The sequence below is a fragment of the Methylovulum psychrotolerans genome (assembly GCF_002923755.1).
In the GTDB taxonomy this organism is placed as follows: Bacteria; Pseudomonadota; Gammaproteobacteria; order Methylococcales; family Methylomonadaceae; genus Methylovulum; species Methylovulum psychrotolerans.
The window spans coordinates 147,379-163,529 of the sequence record NZ_PGFZ01000004.1 but is presented as its reverse complement, the minus strand read 5'-3'; the positions used below and the strand labels follow the sequence as shown (position 1 = coordinate 163,529).

The 16,151-nt window shown below is 51.8% G+C and carries 12 protein-coding genes; 1 reads left to right on the top strand and 11 read right to left on the bottom strand.

Features of this window, described 5'->3' with window-relative positions; genetic code table 11:
* Positions 1-316: 316 nt before the first annotated feature.
* The 9 genes from xrtA to AADEFJLK_RS10860 all read right to left on the bottom strand — a co-directional run bounded on the left by xrtA (position 317) and on the right by AADEFJLK_RS10860 (position 11,198).
* Positions 317-1,912, bottom strand: a complete 1,596-nt coding sequence (xrtA, locus tag AADEFJLK_RS10900; protein WP_103974277.1) for an exosortase A — start codon at positions 1,910-1,912, stop codon at positions 317-319.
* Entirely contained in the window at positions 1,827-3,218 is a 1,392-nt protein-coding gene (locus AADEFJLK_RS10895) for a TIGR03013 family XrtA/PEP-CTERM system glycosyltransferase (protein WP_088620273.1), read from the bottom strand. The genes xrtA and AADEFJLK_RS10895 overlap by 86 nt, the downstream gene beginning before the upstream one ends.
* Before the next feature lie 36 nt (positions 3,219-3,254).
* Positions 3,255-4,022 (bottom strand): S1 family peptidase, encoded by a 768-nt coding sequence (locus AADEFJLK_RS10890; protein ID WP_088621659.1) that lies wholly within the window; start codon positions 4,020-4,022, stop codon positions 3,255-3,257.
* A 183-nt stretch (positions 4,023-4,205) separates the two neighbouring features.
* Complete coding sequence (locus AADEFJLK_RS10885; RefSeq protein ID WP_103974276.1) at positions 4,206-6,062, bottom strand: VWA domain-containing protein; 1,857 nt, start codon at positions 6,060-6,062, stop codon at positions 4,206-4,208.
* Positions 6,062-7,036, bottom strand: a complete 975-nt coding sequence (locus AADEFJLK_RS10880; RefSeq protein WP_103974275.1) for a vWA domain-containing protein — start codon at positions 7,034-7,036, stop codon at positions 6,062-6,064. Before AADEFJLK_RS10880 ends, AADEFJLK_RS10885 begins: the two co-directional genes overlap by 1 nt.
* On the bottom strand, positions 7,033-7,539 hold the full coding sequence (locus tag AADEFJLK_RS10875; protein WP_088620270.1) for a DUF4381 domain-containing protein: 507 nt from the start codon (positions 7,537-7,539) through the stop codon (positions 7,033-7,035). Before AADEFJLK_RS10875 ends, AADEFJLK_RS10880 begins: the two co-directional genes overlap by 4 nt.
* 30 nt (positions 7,540-7,569) lie before the next feature.
* A complete protein-coding gene (locus AADEFJLK_RS10870) occupies positions 7,570-8,475 on the bottom strand; it encodes a DUF58 domain-containing protein (protein WP_088620269.1) in 906 nt (301 codons plus the stop codon).
* Positions 8,475-9,461 (bottom strand): AAA family ATPase, encoded by a 987-nt coding sequence (locus AADEFJLK_RS10865; RefSeq protein ID WP_103974274.1) that lies wholly within the window; start codon positions 9,459-9,461, stop codon positions 8,475-8,477. The genes AADEFJLK_RS10870 and AADEFJLK_RS10865 overlap by 1 nt, the downstream gene beginning before the upstream one ends.
* A gap of 156 nt (positions 9,462-9,617) precedes the next feature.
* A complete protein-coding gene (locus tag AADEFJLK_RS10860) occupies positions 9,618-11,198 on the bottom strand; it encodes a peptide chain release factor 3 (protein WP_088621658.1) in 1,581 nt (526 codons plus the stop codon).
* 791 nt (positions 11,199-11,989) lie between these two features.
* On the opposite strand from AADEFJLK_RS10860, the gene AADEFJLK_RS10855 reads away from it, so the two are divergent.
* Positions 11,990-12,703: a PEP-CTERM sorting domain-containing protein gene (locus AADEFJLK_RS10855; protein ID WP_088620267.1), complete on the top strand. Its 714-nt coding sequence runs from the start codon at positions 11,990-11,992 to the stop codon at positions 12,701-12,703.
* Between the two features lie 123 nt (positions 12,704-12,826).
* Here AADEFJLK_RS10855 and ettA read toward each other — a convergent pair whose 3' ends face one another.
* Entirely contained in the window at positions 12,827-14,491 is a 1,665-nt protein-coding gene (gene ettA / locus AADEFJLK_RS10850; protein WP_088620266.1) for an energy-dependent translational throttle protein EttA, read from the bottom strand.
* A gap of 229 nt (positions 14,492-14,720) precedes the next feature.
* Positions 14,721-15,809 (bottom strand): chorismate synthase, encoded by a 1,089-nt coding sequence (gene aroC / locus AADEFJLK_RS10845; protein ID WP_088620265.1) that lies wholly within the window; start codon positions 15,807-15,809, stop codon positions 14,721-14,723.
* Between the last annotated feature and the right edge of the window lie 342 nt (positions 15,810-16,151).

Here is a 16,151-nt window from a genome sequence, read left to right as displayed (position 1 = left end):
GCACCGGATGTTTTTTGAGCGCGGCCAGCGGGCCGGTTTTGTGGGTCTTTTTCATAATTTAAGGCTGTCCTTGTAGGTTTTATGGCATCGTCCGGGTCGTCAACCCCCTAGGCACGGCCTCGTAGCATTAATTTAATTATCGATAATTAGGCGGATTTTTACAAGCACAAGGAGAATCCTGGCCTAAATTTTCTGGATTTTGCAAAATAGGTTCCGCAGGGAACATCTCATTTTATAGGCTCCCCCGCATCTTTGGCGGCCTATAGGAAAATAGGCGGCGCCCGTTTGTTTTCAGAAGCGGGATATTAGAGCAAGACTATATAGACTGTTGCTTAAGCCAAGCCGTCAAAAAGCCCGTCAATAGCCGCTTGGCAGAAGCTATATCATCATTGTCAGGTTGTACCCAAAGCACCAGCTTGAGTTCAGGGGAGGTATCGCCGCTTAAATGTTTGACCAATTGCCTGGCCTTAACCCAATAGCGGTTATTGCTGATTTCGCCGCTCAGTTGGTAACTGTCCATCACCACCAGGACTTGCCCGCTATTTTCTTTCAAAACCGTCACATTGAGCGTCACTGTCTGCTGGCCTAAAGCAAATGCCAGCGTATCGGTAGCACTGATGCGCAACCGTCTGCTTTCCACGGCGGAAACCAGGGCGTTTTCGGAATTGACCAACTCCGCCCCCTGTTCTTCCTTACCAAAGCTGGCATAATACAGGCCAACACTATTGCCATGGCTATCGCTATAAAATGCTTTGCTATGCTCGGCGGCACGCGGGAATTTCGGCTCCCACAACCATTTAGGATCGGCAGTTTGCCGCCAATCACCCAGTGCTTGGGTTGCCACATAAGCAGGCAAAGCCAATTGCCCTTGTTTGTCGAGCAAAGTAGCCGCTAATGGCTGCCAGATGCCAAATCCCGCCAGCAACAGCACACTGACCGCCAATTGTTGCGGCGTACTGGAAACACTCGCTTTTCTAGGAACAATGGCAATCGGGGTAAATGGCGGATCCCGCCAAAACGAGCCCAAATAAAATAGCAGCAGCATCACCACACCAAAAAATACCCCCCCATAAACCAGATGGTCAACCCCGACCGCCAGCGTCATGTCGCTCAAATGTCCGATCATGACAATCATATAGGCACGGAAGCCATTGGCAACAATCGGCACGACCACGCTTAACAGCATGAACAAGATACGTTTCCAATAGTGGCTGTAATTCAGATAGGCAAACACAAAGCCCAAAGTGACGGAGGCAATCAGATAACTGATGCCGCTACAGGCCTCAATGACCGACCAACTCCCCGAAGTCAAGGTAAAATAATGGCCGTCACGATAGACCGGCAAACCGGTCAAGCGGATCAGCTTCACGGTAAAGGTCGTAGTAAATTCTATCAGGGCAGGAATCAACTCCTCACCCATGGGCACCATAAAAAATAGGAACAGCAAGGGGAAAGACAGGCTCAACGTCACCGTATGGCCTAATACCACCCAAATCCCCGCCACCAGCATCGCCACAGCCGCCACTTGTTTAATGATCACAATATGGCTCAGGTCACCGCACAACCACAAAAAGCCTCCGGCCAAAACCGCCAGCAATGGGCTATAAGCGACTGTCGGCACTAACCGGAGATAATAATCGCGGCGCGACCAAATCAGCCAAAGACTAATCGGAACGATGACAAAGCCATGGGTATAGGTCTTAGAGCGTGCCCAAATTTCAATGATTGACGACCAAGTACCAAAAAAACAGCCACCCGATAACAGCACTAACAACAGCAAATAGCCTAAGGTACGGCTCCAGCCGTTCGGTAAATGACGGAGGCTATTAGCGTGCGCCCTTACCCCATAAAACCACTTCGACGGTATTGAACATAATAGATAAGTCCAAGAATAAGCTGTAGTTTTTGACATAGTACAAATCGTATTGAAGTTTTTGGATAGTATCGTTTTCATTTGCACCGTAGGGGTAACATAACTGCGCCCATCCAGTGATACCCGGTTTAACACGATGCCGTTCCCGATAATAAGGAATTCTTTCTTCAAAACCATAGACAAATTCAGGCCGTTCCGGACGGGGGCCGACAAAGCTCATTTGGCCGTTAAAGACATTAAAAATCTGCGGCAATTCATCAATGCGGCACTTTCTGATAAACGCCCCCACCCGGGTGACGCGGCTATCTTGAGCCTGCGCCCACTGTGCCCCATCTTTTTCGGCATCGGTGCGCATACTGCGGAATTTTAACACCTCGAAATTTTTATTGTCCTCACCGACACGCACCTGCCGATACAATATCGGCCCTGCGCAGCCACTTTCAAGATAAATGGCCAAGGCGGTGATTAACATCGCCGGCCAAGTGACCAGCAACAGCAACGTGCTGGCAAACAAATCAAACAGCCTTTTTTCTAGTGCCCTGAAACCGCCTTGGGTAAATCCGTCGCAAAAAATCAGCCAACCCGGATAGGTGTTTTCCAGCGAAATAATACCTTGCTCCCGCTCGTAAAAGTTGACCATATCAATAACCCTCAGGCCTGACATCTTACAGTCCAACAAACCCTTCAAGGGCATAAAGCGGCGGTTATCATCTAAGGCCACCACCAACTCGTCGGCCCTTAGGTTTTCGGCGATCGCACGGATATTAACGCTGTCGGAATAGATCAACTGCTGGCTATCGACCTGCACATCCTCGCCCGGCAAACTGACAAATCCCACCACCACAAAGCCTTTATGGATAAACGAATTATTGATTTCGCCCAATTTACTGGCTTTAATGCCGCTGCCGATCACCAACATGCGTTTTTTAAACTTTTCCAAATTGGCAAATTTATAAAAAAACTCGCGGGTCACCACCATACCAACCAATGCCAACACCATAGCGATAGCCAAAACGCTACGCCCTATTAACAAGGTAGGAATAAAATAATAAATGACAATCAGAGCCAGCAATGCCAAAACAAAGCTGGCGCTAGTACGCGCCAATAAATTGTAGTCCTGCAAACTTAAACTACGCCGGTACAAGCCCATCGCCGAGCAGGACAAGGTCATGGTAGCGGCAAAAATAGCACTGGAAATAAGACTTTCCTCAACACTATACCAGTCTGGGCCAGCCAGGAAACGGATGCCGATACCAAAATACATAGCAGCGAAAAATACCAAGGACTCAATTATCAGCAAAGACAAATAAGCCCTAGAGATATAATGTCGGAATATACGGATCACAATTCTACCTTTTTCAAAAATCGCACGGCCAAAAAATCAACGCAACTGCTTATCTTTAAGCAAATTATCCAAATGGGTGACAGGGATAGCATAACTGATGCCGCTAGGATGGGAGAGCACGCTCTCCTTGCTTTCTTGGACAAACACCTTATCGATCACCCCGACCACCTTGCCGCTATCCGCATCATAAAGCGGACTGCCGCTGTTGCCCGGATAGGCGGTCGCATCCAACTGAAACACCTTATAAGGCGTTTCCAAACGCGAAATCAGCTTCGGATTAATTTGTCCGGCGTTTATGGTCGGGATTACATTGGGCGTAATAGCAGAAATCATGCCCCTATGCGTTACCGGAAACAAACCCAGCACCATACCGATGGGATAGCCGGTAAACGCATAAACTTGCCCTTCCCTGACGGCGGCGGCATCACCTAATGGCAGCGCGGTTAAGGTTGCGCTAATTTTTAACACCGCCAAATCATGCGCCTTATCGGTAGCGGCCACGGTGGCGGGCAGCATCCGCTCTTCATCGCCTTGGCGATAAAAAACAGCCACTTCTTCAAGATGCTCGCGATCTAACAGTTCCGGGATGACATGTGCATTAGTGACCACCAGATTACCCGGCGCTATCACAAATCCCGTTCCCATAAAACTGGCCCGCGGGTTGCGTTTAGGCAAGTAAGTGCCTACCGCCACAATGCCGGGCTTTATTTTCGCCAAGGTATCGGGTAACTTTGACTCCGCCTGCACGGTAGCCGCGCCCACCGCCAGCCAGCCGCTTAACAATACGCCCAGTAACTTTATCATAGTGTGACCTATTTCATCTTTTAAAAACGGATAATAATTGCCCATTTTTTTGGGTATTATTAACTTGAATTCACTGCCTATAAGCGTTCGGGGCAGTATAAAGGTTGCAGATGGTCGTTTAATGACAAACTTTGTCAGAAAAACGCAAAGCTGGGGGGCGCGCTTTCACAAAGGGCGGATACCTTACCATTCTTTTTCAGGCAGAGTGCTTGGCTGCCCGCCACGACCGTATTGATATTTGAATTTGCGTTTTAACAATCCCGCCGGATCATCAGGAATACGCTTTAGCCACTGCTCCTCAGCTTGGTGTTGCTCGGCCGATTCGACCGAGCCGAGATCTTTGGCCTGTTTAGACTGTTCGGCATCCGGTTTAGGCGCCGCTGCTTTTGAGTCTGGCACAGTTTGCCCTTTAGCATCCTGGTTAGGGCTTTTTTGCGGCTTTTGGTCTGGCTGCCCAACTTCTGGCTGGTCCGGGTGTTCCGGCTTTTGCGGCGGCTTTTGTTCGTTCTCGGTGCTGCCTTGCTTTTCTTGTCCTTGATCTTGACTTTGTTCTTGATTCTGGCCTTGGCTTTGGCTTTGCTGGGATTTATCTTGTGGTGACGATTGGCCGTCCTGCTTATCCTGCTTATCCTGCTTATCCTGCTTATCCTGCGGGTTCTCTGGCTTAAGTTTAGCCAATTCTTTGGCCACCAGATCCTTAGCATAGAGGGTATCGGCATCATCAGGCTTGATGGCTAAGGCTTGCTCATAAGATTTAAGGGCGGCTTCCAATTGCCCTGATTGCGCCAGCGCATTGCCTAAATTATAAAAATAATCGGCATTACCCGCTTGCGGGTCGGCCTGGTAAGCCTCCACCGCCTTATCGTATTCCCCGGCCTGATAATGTGCCGCCGCTTGCCATTGCTTATCGGTAAATTGCCGGGCGGCTTCCGAATAATGCTGTTGCCGATACTGCGCTTGTGCCTGTTGGTCAGGGCTTTGCCATGCATCTTGCCAGCCGCCCGCATAACTGTTTTGCGGTAGGGGCAACAGTGCCAACATACCGATAGCCAACACACCTTTCCTAAAACCTAAGGCCACCACCGGCAAAATCAACAGCAACAGCCATGGCCCCTTATCATCCCAGACCGGAATGGTACCGTTACTGGCTTTACCATCCTGTTGGCTGGCTTGTCCTAACAACGCCTGCAAATTCTTAATGTCGCCGTCATCAGCACTGATGGTCTGATAAATGCCCTGCCCGGCTTGCGCCAACTCCGCCAGTGGCCCCGCCGCCAATTTTGGGATAATAATCCCGCCTTGCCGGTCTTTGACAAAACCGCCGCCCGCCTCTGGAATCGGTGCGCCATCCGGCGTACCCACCCCTAATACCGACAACTGATAGCCGCTTAAGGCCTTGACCATTTGTGGGATAGTACGTCCGTCAATGCCGTCGGTGACCAGAACAATCTGCCCTTTTGGCAAACCAGCCTGCTTAAGCAATTCGACCGCCTTAGCGATTGCCGCTGGCGTATCGCTGCCCGCACTGGGCATAATGTCCGTAGTTAAGGCCGACAATTGGCTGGCGATAGTCTGGACATCATCCGTCAGAGGAGTCACTGTAAAAGCTGCCCCCGCATACACCAGCAACGCGGTCTGCCCGTCTTGGCGCTGCTTTAACAAATCGGCGATTTTGTAACGCGCCCTCACCAAACGGCTGGGCTTAATGTCTTGGGCATCCATAGACAACGACAAATCCAAGGCGATCACCACCGCAGAGGCATTTCTAAACACCGGCATAGGCAATTGCCGCCATGTCGGCCCCGCTAAGGCAAACACCGCCAAAACGCCCGCCAAAACGCCTGCACCGAATAAGCCTTTGGCTGGCTGCACGGCCTTATGCTGCAACAAATACGGCAACAAAGCTTCATCACAAACCGCCGACCAAAGCCCTTGCTGCAATTTGCTGCGCCACAACAAAACAGCCAACGCCATAACCGGCAATAACGCCAACAACAGCCAAGGCCTAATAAAATGAAAAGCCGCCCAATCCCAATCCATCACAACCTCACCCGCCGGACACACAACCCCGCCGCCAACGCCAACGCAAAGCCCAGAGGCCAATAAAACAGTTCGCTGTGTGGCCGATAATACTGCTTGTCTTTTTCGACCGGTTCCAACTCATCCAGCAAACGGTAAATATTGTTCAGCTCATCGGTGTTACGCGCCCGAAAATACCGCCCGCCCGTGCTTTCGGCAATTTTTACCAAGGTACCCTCGTCCAAATCTGTCGACGGGTTCACTTTACGGCTGCCAAACCAACTGCGCACCAGCATTTCATCCGCACCGATACCAATCGTATAAATCTTCAAATGTTTCGATTCCGCCAGTTGCGCCGCCTTTAACGGCGAAACTTCACCCGCCGTATTGGCACCGTCGGTCATCAGCACCAAAACACGGCTATTTTCCGGCTGCTGACCCAATCGCTTGACCGCCAAACCAATGGCATCGCCGATAGCGGTATTATCGCCTGCCAAACCCAATTGCGCCTCGTCCAACAAGGTCATGACCGTTTTTCTGTCAAAGGTCAGCGGGGTTTGCAAATACGCTTGGCTACCGAACAAAATCAAGCCGATACGGTCGCCAACCCGACGGTTGATAAAATCATTCGCCACCGACTTAGCGGCAGTCAACCGATCGACCGGCTCCTTATTTAAAATAAAATCCTGCGCCTCCATACTGCCGGACAAATCCACCGCCAGCATCAAATCCCGGCCACTGACCGCCTGTTCAATCGGCTCGCCCAACCACTGCGGACGGGCGCAGGCCAACACTAACAGACCCCAAGCCACTGCCGCCAACCACAACGGCCATTTTTTTTGGCTAATGACCAAGGTATGCCCATCGTCGAAGTCTTCCAGAAACGGGACTTTCAAGGCCGCCTGCTCCAATACCCGATGACTGGGCAGCAACCAATAGACCGCTAGCGGCACGGGTAAGGCCAACAATAACCAAGGCCATTCCAAATGGATCATAAGGATTTTTTTTGTCGTTTGGCGCGGCGGTAGGCTGGGACACAGTCTTTCAGCCAAGCCTCGCAAAGGGTGAAAAGTTGCGCTATCTGGGCATCGCCCAGAACGCTGCGCCGATAAGGGCCATCGGCAAGAGCCGCCCCGACCCCTAAACTAAAAGGCGCGTCGGGCAAACCTTGGTCGAGAAACGCCAACCACCGCGCTCCGGTTAACCCCGCGACTTGGCTAGGGTCAGGCGCGATACTGATCGCCACTCGCCTTAGCAAGACGGACAGTTCGCGTAATTTTTGGCCATTATCCAAGTCAGGATTCTGTTTTAGTGCCGCCAGCAGTTTTTTCGCGGTTTTAACCGCCGTTTGGCGGGTCAACCGCCGATACCAGGCAAACAAGAGCGCCGGCACCAACACAGCGGCGGCCGCCACCAGCCACCAGCCCCAAGCGGGCGGCCACCATGACAGGGCTTCGGGCAAATGTAGCCCTTTCAGTTCCAATTGCGTAGGCTGCATAATAGGCTCAGGAAAAAACCAACAGGGAAATCATCGTAAACAGGCTAGCGGGTCGTCGGTGGTACTGCATTGGATTAAGGCCAAACCGGGCTTTTTTGCCAATTGTTCCAAGCGCTGTTGGCGGTCGGCAAAATGCTGCTGATAAGCCTGCAAACGCGGGCTATCGGCACTGTCGATAACGACTTCGCGGACTTGGTCGGTAAAGCGGTAACGGCCTTGATAAGTGGGCAGGGCTTTTTCCAGCGCGTCATAAACAAATACCAGCACCACATCGCAATGCTCCGACAATTTGGCGAGATGAATCTCCGCCTTCGCATCCAAGCCGCGAAAATCACTGATAACATACACCAAGCTGCCCGGGCGGGCATGATGGGTGAGCCGTGCCAACACCTGCTCCAGCGAGACAATCGCCGCACTCGCCCCACAAGTGCCTTTCACCAGCAAATCCAAAAACCGCAATACCGCTGGCCGCCCGTTTTGCGGCTTCAGTTCGCAGCAAAACTGCTCGGTAAACAACTGCCCGCCTATCCTGTCGCCTTGCTGCTGTGCCGTCCAAGCCAACAGCCCCGCCAATTTAGCGGCCAAAACCGATTTAAACACGCCTCGCGTGGCAAAGTGCATCGCCGCACGGTTATCCACGGAAATAAATACCGGTTTTTCACGCTCTTCACGGAAGACTTTGGTATGGGTCGTCCCTGTCCGTGCCGTCACCCGCCAATCGATGCTACGGATATCATCACCCGCCTGATAAATTCTCGCCTCTTCAAACTCCATACCCCGGCCTTTAAAGCGCGACACATAACCGCCGCTTTGGCGGGCCCGAAACTGCGGATGGTGCAGCTTAATGCGCACGGCAAAGCCCGCCAGCTCAATAAGGCTGGTTAGGGTAACGGTTACCCTAGGCTCGACCGTGCTGGGAAAGGCTTTGCTTATCATCAAGGGACAGGGATTCTGGCAATCAGTTCGGCAATCAGGCCATCGGTGGTCACGCCTTCAGCCTCGGCTTCATAAGATAAAATCAAGCGGTGGCGCAACACATCAAAAGCCATACCCTGAATATCTTCCGGGGCGACGTAATCACGTTGCGCCAACCAGGCCTTGGCCCTGGCACAACGGTCTAGGGCAATGCTGGCACGCGGGCTAGCCCCGTATTGCAGCCAGCCGGCCAAATCATCACCGTATGCCTGCGGATTGCGCGTCGCCAAAATAATTTGCAACAGATAGGCTTCCAAATTGTCCGCCATGTACAAGTCCAGCACTTCGTTGCGGGCGGTAAACAACAGTTCTTGGCTGAGGGGGGCAAACACTGCCGCCTTACGGGTGGCGACGGCTTGCCGCGCCTCTGCCCGCACCAAATGCAAGATCGCCTTTTCATGCTCGGCACTGGGATAATCCACCTTCACATGCAGCAAAAAGCGGTCTAATTGCGCTTCTGGTAACGGATAAGTGCCTTCCTGCTCAATCGGGTTTTGGGTCGCCATCACCATAAACAACATCGGCAAGGGATAAGTGGCTTTGCCGACGGTAATTTGCCGCTCCGCCATCGCCTCCAACAAAGCCGCCTGTACTTTAGCGGGGGCACGGTTGATTTCATCGGCCAAAATCAGGTTATGGAATAACGGGCCTTTTTGGAATTCAAACGTGCCTTGTTGCGGGCGGTAGATTTCTGTACCGGTCAAATCGGCGGGCAACAAATCCGGGGTAAACTGCACCCGATGGAAATCGCCTTGGATACCTTTGCTCAGGACATTAACCGCGCGGGTCTTGGCAAGCCCCGGCGCACCTTCGACCAGAATATGGCCATCCGCCAGCAAAGCCACCAGCATCCTTTCAACCAGCACCTCCTGACCGATCACCTGCTGGTTAATAAACTCTTTTAACCCGCCTACTGCGGCTTGTGCATCACTGTTTTGTTCAGACATAAGGGTTCAGTCATTGTTAAGAAAATAAGGGCGGCGGATAGCGTTTAAATCCCTTAACCCAAAATCGGGTTTTCAGATTACTTAGGAATGTGCATGTATAATCTCGGCATAACCGCCTAGTTTTGGGCATTTTCATATTTTTCAAGCCCCCTACCCTTATAATTCACGGGTCGAGCTAAACCTAATATCCGGCCAACGCTCTTCGGTCAGTTGCAGGTTGACGCGGCTGTTCGCCACATAGACCAAATAGCCGCCGCCGTCTTCGGCCAGATTATCAAAGGCCTTTTTCTTAAACTCTTCAAGCTTGGCGGCATTATCCGAACTGACCCAACGCACCGTGGAAATCGGCACAGCATCGTAAACGCATTCGACATTATATTCCGCTTTCAGGCGGAACGCCGTCACATCAAACTGCAACACCCCCACCGCGCCTAAGATCAGGTCATTATTTTTTAAAGGCCGGAATAACTGCGTCGCCCCTTCTTCGGTCAACTGCACCAAACCCTTTTGTAAGGCTTTGGCGCGTAACGGGTCTTTCAGCACCACGCGGCGGAACAATTCCGGGGCAAAATACGGGATGCCGCCATATTTCAAAACCTCGCCTTGGGTAAAGGTGTCGCCGACTTGGATAGTGCCATGGTTATGCAGGCCGATAATATCGCCAGGATAGGCTTCTTCGACACTTTTGCGCGTGTCGGCTTGGAAGGTGATGGCATTGGATACCTGCACCGATTTGCCCAAACGGACATGATGGATTTTCATGCCCTTGTCGAATTTGCCCGAACACACCCGCAAAAACGCCACCCGGTCACGGTGCGCAGGATCCATATTGGCCTGCACCTTAAAAACAAAGCCGCTAAACTTATCCTCATCGGGCGCGACGCTGCGTTGCTCAGCTTCGCGGGGCCGGGGCGACGGCGCGTATTCAGCAAACGCGTCCAACAATTCCAAAATCCCGAAATTATTGATCGCCGAACCAAAAAATACCGGACTCAGCTTGCCCGCCAAATAAGCCTCCAACGCAAACTCATGGCTGGCCCCTTTGACCAACTCAATTTCATCGCGCAACTCCGCCGCCTGATCGCCCAGCAACGCGTCGAGTTTGCTGTTATGCAAGCCTTTGATAACCTCAGCCTCGGCAATCCGCCCGCCATGCTGGGCACTGAACAAATGGATTTCGTCCTTATATAAATGATAAACGCCTTTAAAGCGTTTGCCCATACCAATCGGCCAGGTAATCGGGGCGCATTGGATCTTCAGCACGTTCTCCACTTCGTCCATCAGCTCTATCGGCTCGCGGCCTTCACGGTCAAGCTTATTGATGAAGGTCAGGATAGGCGTGGTACGCAAACGGCACACTTCCATCAGATTGATCGTCCGCTCCTCAACCCCTTTCGCCACGTCGATGACCATCAGTGCCGAGTCGACCGCCGTCAGGGTGCGGTAAGTGTCTTCCGAAAAGTCTTCATGGCCGGGTGTGTCCAGCAAATTGATAATGGCATTGTTATGCTCAAACTGCATCACCGACGTGGTGACCGAAATGCCCCGCTCCTTTTCCATTTCCATCCAGTCAGACGTGGCATGACGCGCCGCTTTGCGGCCTTTGACCGAACCCGCCAACTGGATCGCGCCACCGAACAGCAAGAGCTTTTCGGTAATCGTGGTCTTGCCTGCGTCAGGGTGGGAAATAATGGCGAAAGTGCGCCGCCGTTGAAGTTCTGAACGTATTTCTGACATGCCTTGTTTGACTGTTTTAATGCGGAAATAACGGATTATAACTGATTCGCCCGTCCGTGTGGGGGGATTATCTTCATCTACGTCAAAACCACCCCACCCTGCCCTGCCCACCGCCCTACCATCCATTACTGATTGTCGGCACACTTGACAGCGGGGTCGCCTGCTTAAGCATACCTTGCCCTGCTTGCCAGAGACTGTCAGGTTTATTTACATGACACAGCACCATACTTCAGAATCCACTACCAGTACCCCCCGACAAATTGCCCCATACCACTTCCTACCCTTAAATGCTAACCCGCTTACCAAAGCATGAAACGGTTTGGCACACTAACCCCTTCGCTTTCGCCAATAGATCCAACCCGCTTAACGTCCTTAATTCTTCATGGCATTTAAGGACAGGTGTATACAAAAATCCGCCTATCAGGCAATTCATAACCCACCTATCATGGTAAAACCTACTTAAAAGGCACCGGACGGACGAAACCACTTAGGCTAAAACACCATTCGGTGACAATAGCAAGCCACTACTTTACTTTCAAAACTAGCAGCAGGAATTGCTGTCAATTTATTTTACAATCAATACTGCCATTAAAGTAAGCGCGTTGAAAATCAGCCTGTTATCGGCAGAATATTATTGGTATGGATATTGCTAAAACCATATTGCTATTGGGTAATATTTAAAGTTCTACATTGGCTTCATCAAGGCGGTCTCTGATTGGCTAAAGATATTTAAGTAATGTGCGGGAACAAACCCAGCATAAGTTTTTAATTTTATTAAACGAGTCAACAACATGAAAAAAAATATTCTTGCTTCAGCTTTGGTTGTAGGCGGATTGGCGCTTTCTTCGCTGGCCAGCGCCGCGACAGTGACCACCTCATTTAGTTTGGGCCCCACAACCACCGAACTAAACAATGGCAACTCAACTGGGATTTTTAACCAATTCAACTCCAGTTTAGGCACACTGACCGGCGTCACCATTGACCTGACCGGCCTTTCAGTCAGCACCACATCCTTGCATAACAATGCCTCCGGATCGCAAACGTTCAAATATACATCAACCTTAGATTGGTCTTTTGACATTTTTGCAGGTTCAGGCAACATTTACGATGCGTTCACCACCGTTCTTGCCACTACCGGTAACAACACCGCTTATCTAAAAACAGTAGGCACAAATGTCACTTTAGCGGCAGGGGGCAACCTTAACTTAGGCACACGAACAGAAACTTACGATTACAGCACTAATGACACTCTGCTGACTGGCGTAACGTTAAGCGACTTCATCGGTACCGGCACATTGGGCATCGGCTGTAACACCGCAACCACCAGCTCGTTCACTGGCGGCGGCGGTAACATCCTCGCCAACCAAACCACTACTGGCTCTTGCTCCGGCTTGATCACCTATACTTATACCGAAGGCAGCCCAGTGCCTGAGCCAGCCAGCCTGATCATTATGGGTATCGGCTTTTTTGGCATGGCGGCTTTGCGTAAAAGACGCTATTCTTAAGGCATAGCGGCGGTATCCCCCTATCCCATCGGCCATTATTGGCCAGAGCCGTTCAGGATTACCGCCAAGCATCTATTGGATGCAAAAAAAACCGCTTATAAAAGCGGTTTTTTTTTGCCTTCCTTACGCCAATTTTTTATACTTCAGGCGCTTGGGGTTATCCGCATCACTACCCAAACGGCGATGCCTGTCAGCCTCGTAATCTTCATAGTTACCCTCAAACCACACCACTTGGCTATCGCCTTCAAAAGCCAAGATATGCGTGGCGATACGGTCTAAAAACCAACGGTCATGCGAAATAACCACGGCGCAACCAGGAAAAGACAACAACGCCTCTTCCAACGCCCGCAAGGTTTCCACGTCCAAGTCGTTGGTCGGTTCGTCCAACAACAGCACGTTGCCGCCGGTTTTCAGTAATTTCGCCAAATGCACCCGGTTACGCTCACCGCCCGACAAATCGCCGATGCGTTTTTGCTGGTCGCCGCCTTTAAAGTTAAAACGCCCCAGATAGGCGCGTGACGGCGTTTCGTACTTGCCGACCGTAATCACGTCCAACCCGTCGGAAACTTCTTCCCATACCGTCTTGGTATTGTCCATATCATCGCGCAACTGGTCGACATAGGCCAACTGCACGGTTTGCCCCATGGTCAGCGTACCCGAATCCGGTTGTTCTAGCCCTGCCATCATACGGAACAGCGTCGATTTACCCGCCCCGTTCGGCCCGATAATGCCGACAATACCGCCAGGCGGCAATTTAAAGCTCAGTTCATTAATCAGCAGCCTATCGCCGAAACCCTTGCTGATGTTGTTAGCCTCGATAACCACATCGCCCAGACGCGGCCCCGGCGGGATATAAATTTCTTGGGTCTCATTACGTTTTTGCACATCCACCGCCGACAGCTCTTCAAACCGAGCCAATCGTGCTTTACTTTTGGCATGACGGCCTTTCGGGTTGGTGCGCACCCACTCCAACTCCGCCTTCATGGTCTTTTGCCGGGAAGACTCCTGACGCTCCTCCAACAGCAACCGGGCACTTTTTTGCTCCAGCCAACTGGAATAATTGCCTTCCCACGGAATGCCGGAACCGCGGTCCAATTCTAAAATCCAGCCCGCAACGTTATCCAAAAAGTAACGGTCATGGGTGACGGCCACTACCGTCCCGGTATAATCATGCAGGAAGCGCTCCAGCCAAGCCACCGACTCGGCATCCAAATGGTTGGTCGGCTCGTCCAGCAACAGCATATCGGGGTTGGACAACAGCAAACGGCATAAGGCGACGCGGCGTTTTTCCCCGCCCGATAAGGTCGTGACCTCGGCATCCCAATCCGGCAAGCGCAATGCGTCCGCCGCCACTTCCAGCTTGCGGTCGATATTATGCCCGTCCAGCGCGTTGATAATATCTTCCAACCGCGCCTGATCCGCCGCCAATTTGTCAAAATCGGCATCCTCTTCGGCATAAGCGGCATATACCGCATCCAAATCAGCCAAAGCGGTTTTAACATGTGCCACCGCCTCTTCGACGTTACCGCGCACGGTTTTATTCGGGTCTAACTGCGGCTCTTGCGGCAAATAGCCGATATAAATGCCTTTTAGCGGTACGGCTTCGCCTTCGATTTCCTTATCAATACCCGCCATAATTTTCAGCAACGTCGATTTACCGGAGCCGTTCAGGCCCAGCACACCGATTTTCGCGCCAGGGAAAAAAGACAACGAAATGTCTTTCAGAATGTATTTTTTCGGCGGGACGATTTTACCGACCCGGTTCATGGAATAGATATATTGCGCCATAATGTCCGTCTATATCGTGGTTAAAAAGTTGCCGGACAAACGCCCCGCGCCTGCCCTATACTACAAAAATGCCTTGCTATACTCTGAACGGTCAAGTTTTCGGTTTTTTTGGTAGGGTACGCTGTGCGTACCTTTAAAAAATCCTCATAAAAATCAGTGTAAAAGGTACGCACAGCGTACCCTACATTGTAAAAGCCGAAAACTTGGCCGTTCACAGTATATATTTGCCCTAACGCAACACCGGCAAGCCCGAAGCCACCGCCAGATTCTGCGCCCGATGGCGCAAATAATGGTCCATCAGCACTATCGCCACCATCGCTTCGGCAATCGGTGTGGCACGGATGCCGACACAAGGGTCATGGCGGCCTTCGGTAATCACCTCGGTGGCATCGCCGTGGGTATTAATCGTCCGCCCCGGCAAACGCAAGCTGGAGGTGGGTTTTAAGGCGATGCTGGCGGTGATGTTTTGGCCGCTGGAAATGCCGCCCAAAATGCCGCCCGCATGGTTGCTTAAAAAGCCTTCGGGGGTAATTTCGTCACGAAAGCGCGTGCCTTTGGTATCGATACAGGCAAAGCCGTCGCCAATTTCCACACCCTTCACGGCATTAATGCTCATCAGCGCGTAAGCCAGCTCAGCATCCAAGCGGTCAAAAATCGGCTCGCCCAAACCGGGCGGCACATTGCTGGCGACCACCTCAATCCGCGCCCCGATGGATTCGCCTTCTTTGCGCAAGGCATCCATATAGCTTTCCATTTCCGCCACCTTATCGGCATCCGGGCAGAAAAACGGATTGCTGTCGATGACCGACCAATCCACTTTAGCGATTTTTATCGGCCCCAATTGCGACAAATAACCACGGATTTCGATACCCGCCTGTTCAAACAAAAACTTTTTCGCAATACTGCCCGCCGCCACCCGCATCGCGGTTTCCCGCGCCGACGAACGGCCACCGCCGCGATAATCGCGGAAGCCGTATTTTTGCTGGTAAGTATAATCGGCATGGCCGGGGCGGAAAGTCTCGGCAATTTTGCCATAATCTTTCGAACGTTGGTCGGTGTTTTCAATCAGCAAACCTATGGGCGTACCCGTAGTTTTGCCCTCAAACACGCCGGAGAGGATTTTTACCTCGTCGGCCTCACGGCGTTGCGTGGTATGCCTGGAAGTGCCGGGCTTGCGGCGGTCCAAATCATGCTGGAGATCGGCTTCGCACAAGGCCATACCCGGCGGGCAACCATCGACGATACAGCCGATGGCAGGCCCATGGCTCTCGCCAAAACTGGTGACGGTAAAAAGTTTTCCTATGGTGTTTCCGGACATATTATCTGATGTTACGCAGACATTTTCTGCGATTTGAAAAATAAATGATGAGTCGCTGTCGCGACGGCTTTTTAATCGGGTTCTCGCACCCGAAGGCGAGATACTTTCTTTTGCTCCGCCAAAAGAAAGTATCCAAAGAAAAGGCGGCCCGATTACCGCTTGATCCTGCGCTTCTCGGTTTTGCCGGGGGTCGGCAGAGTGGGCTCCTGCCTTTATGCCCTTGGGTGCACCTGCCGACGCGCGGCATCCCTGCCGCGCCCCTTTATGCCCTATGGGTATTCGGGCTTATCCCGACAAAACCTGCGATGCTCGGCGCGGCAAACGGGGGCAAAACACGTTACT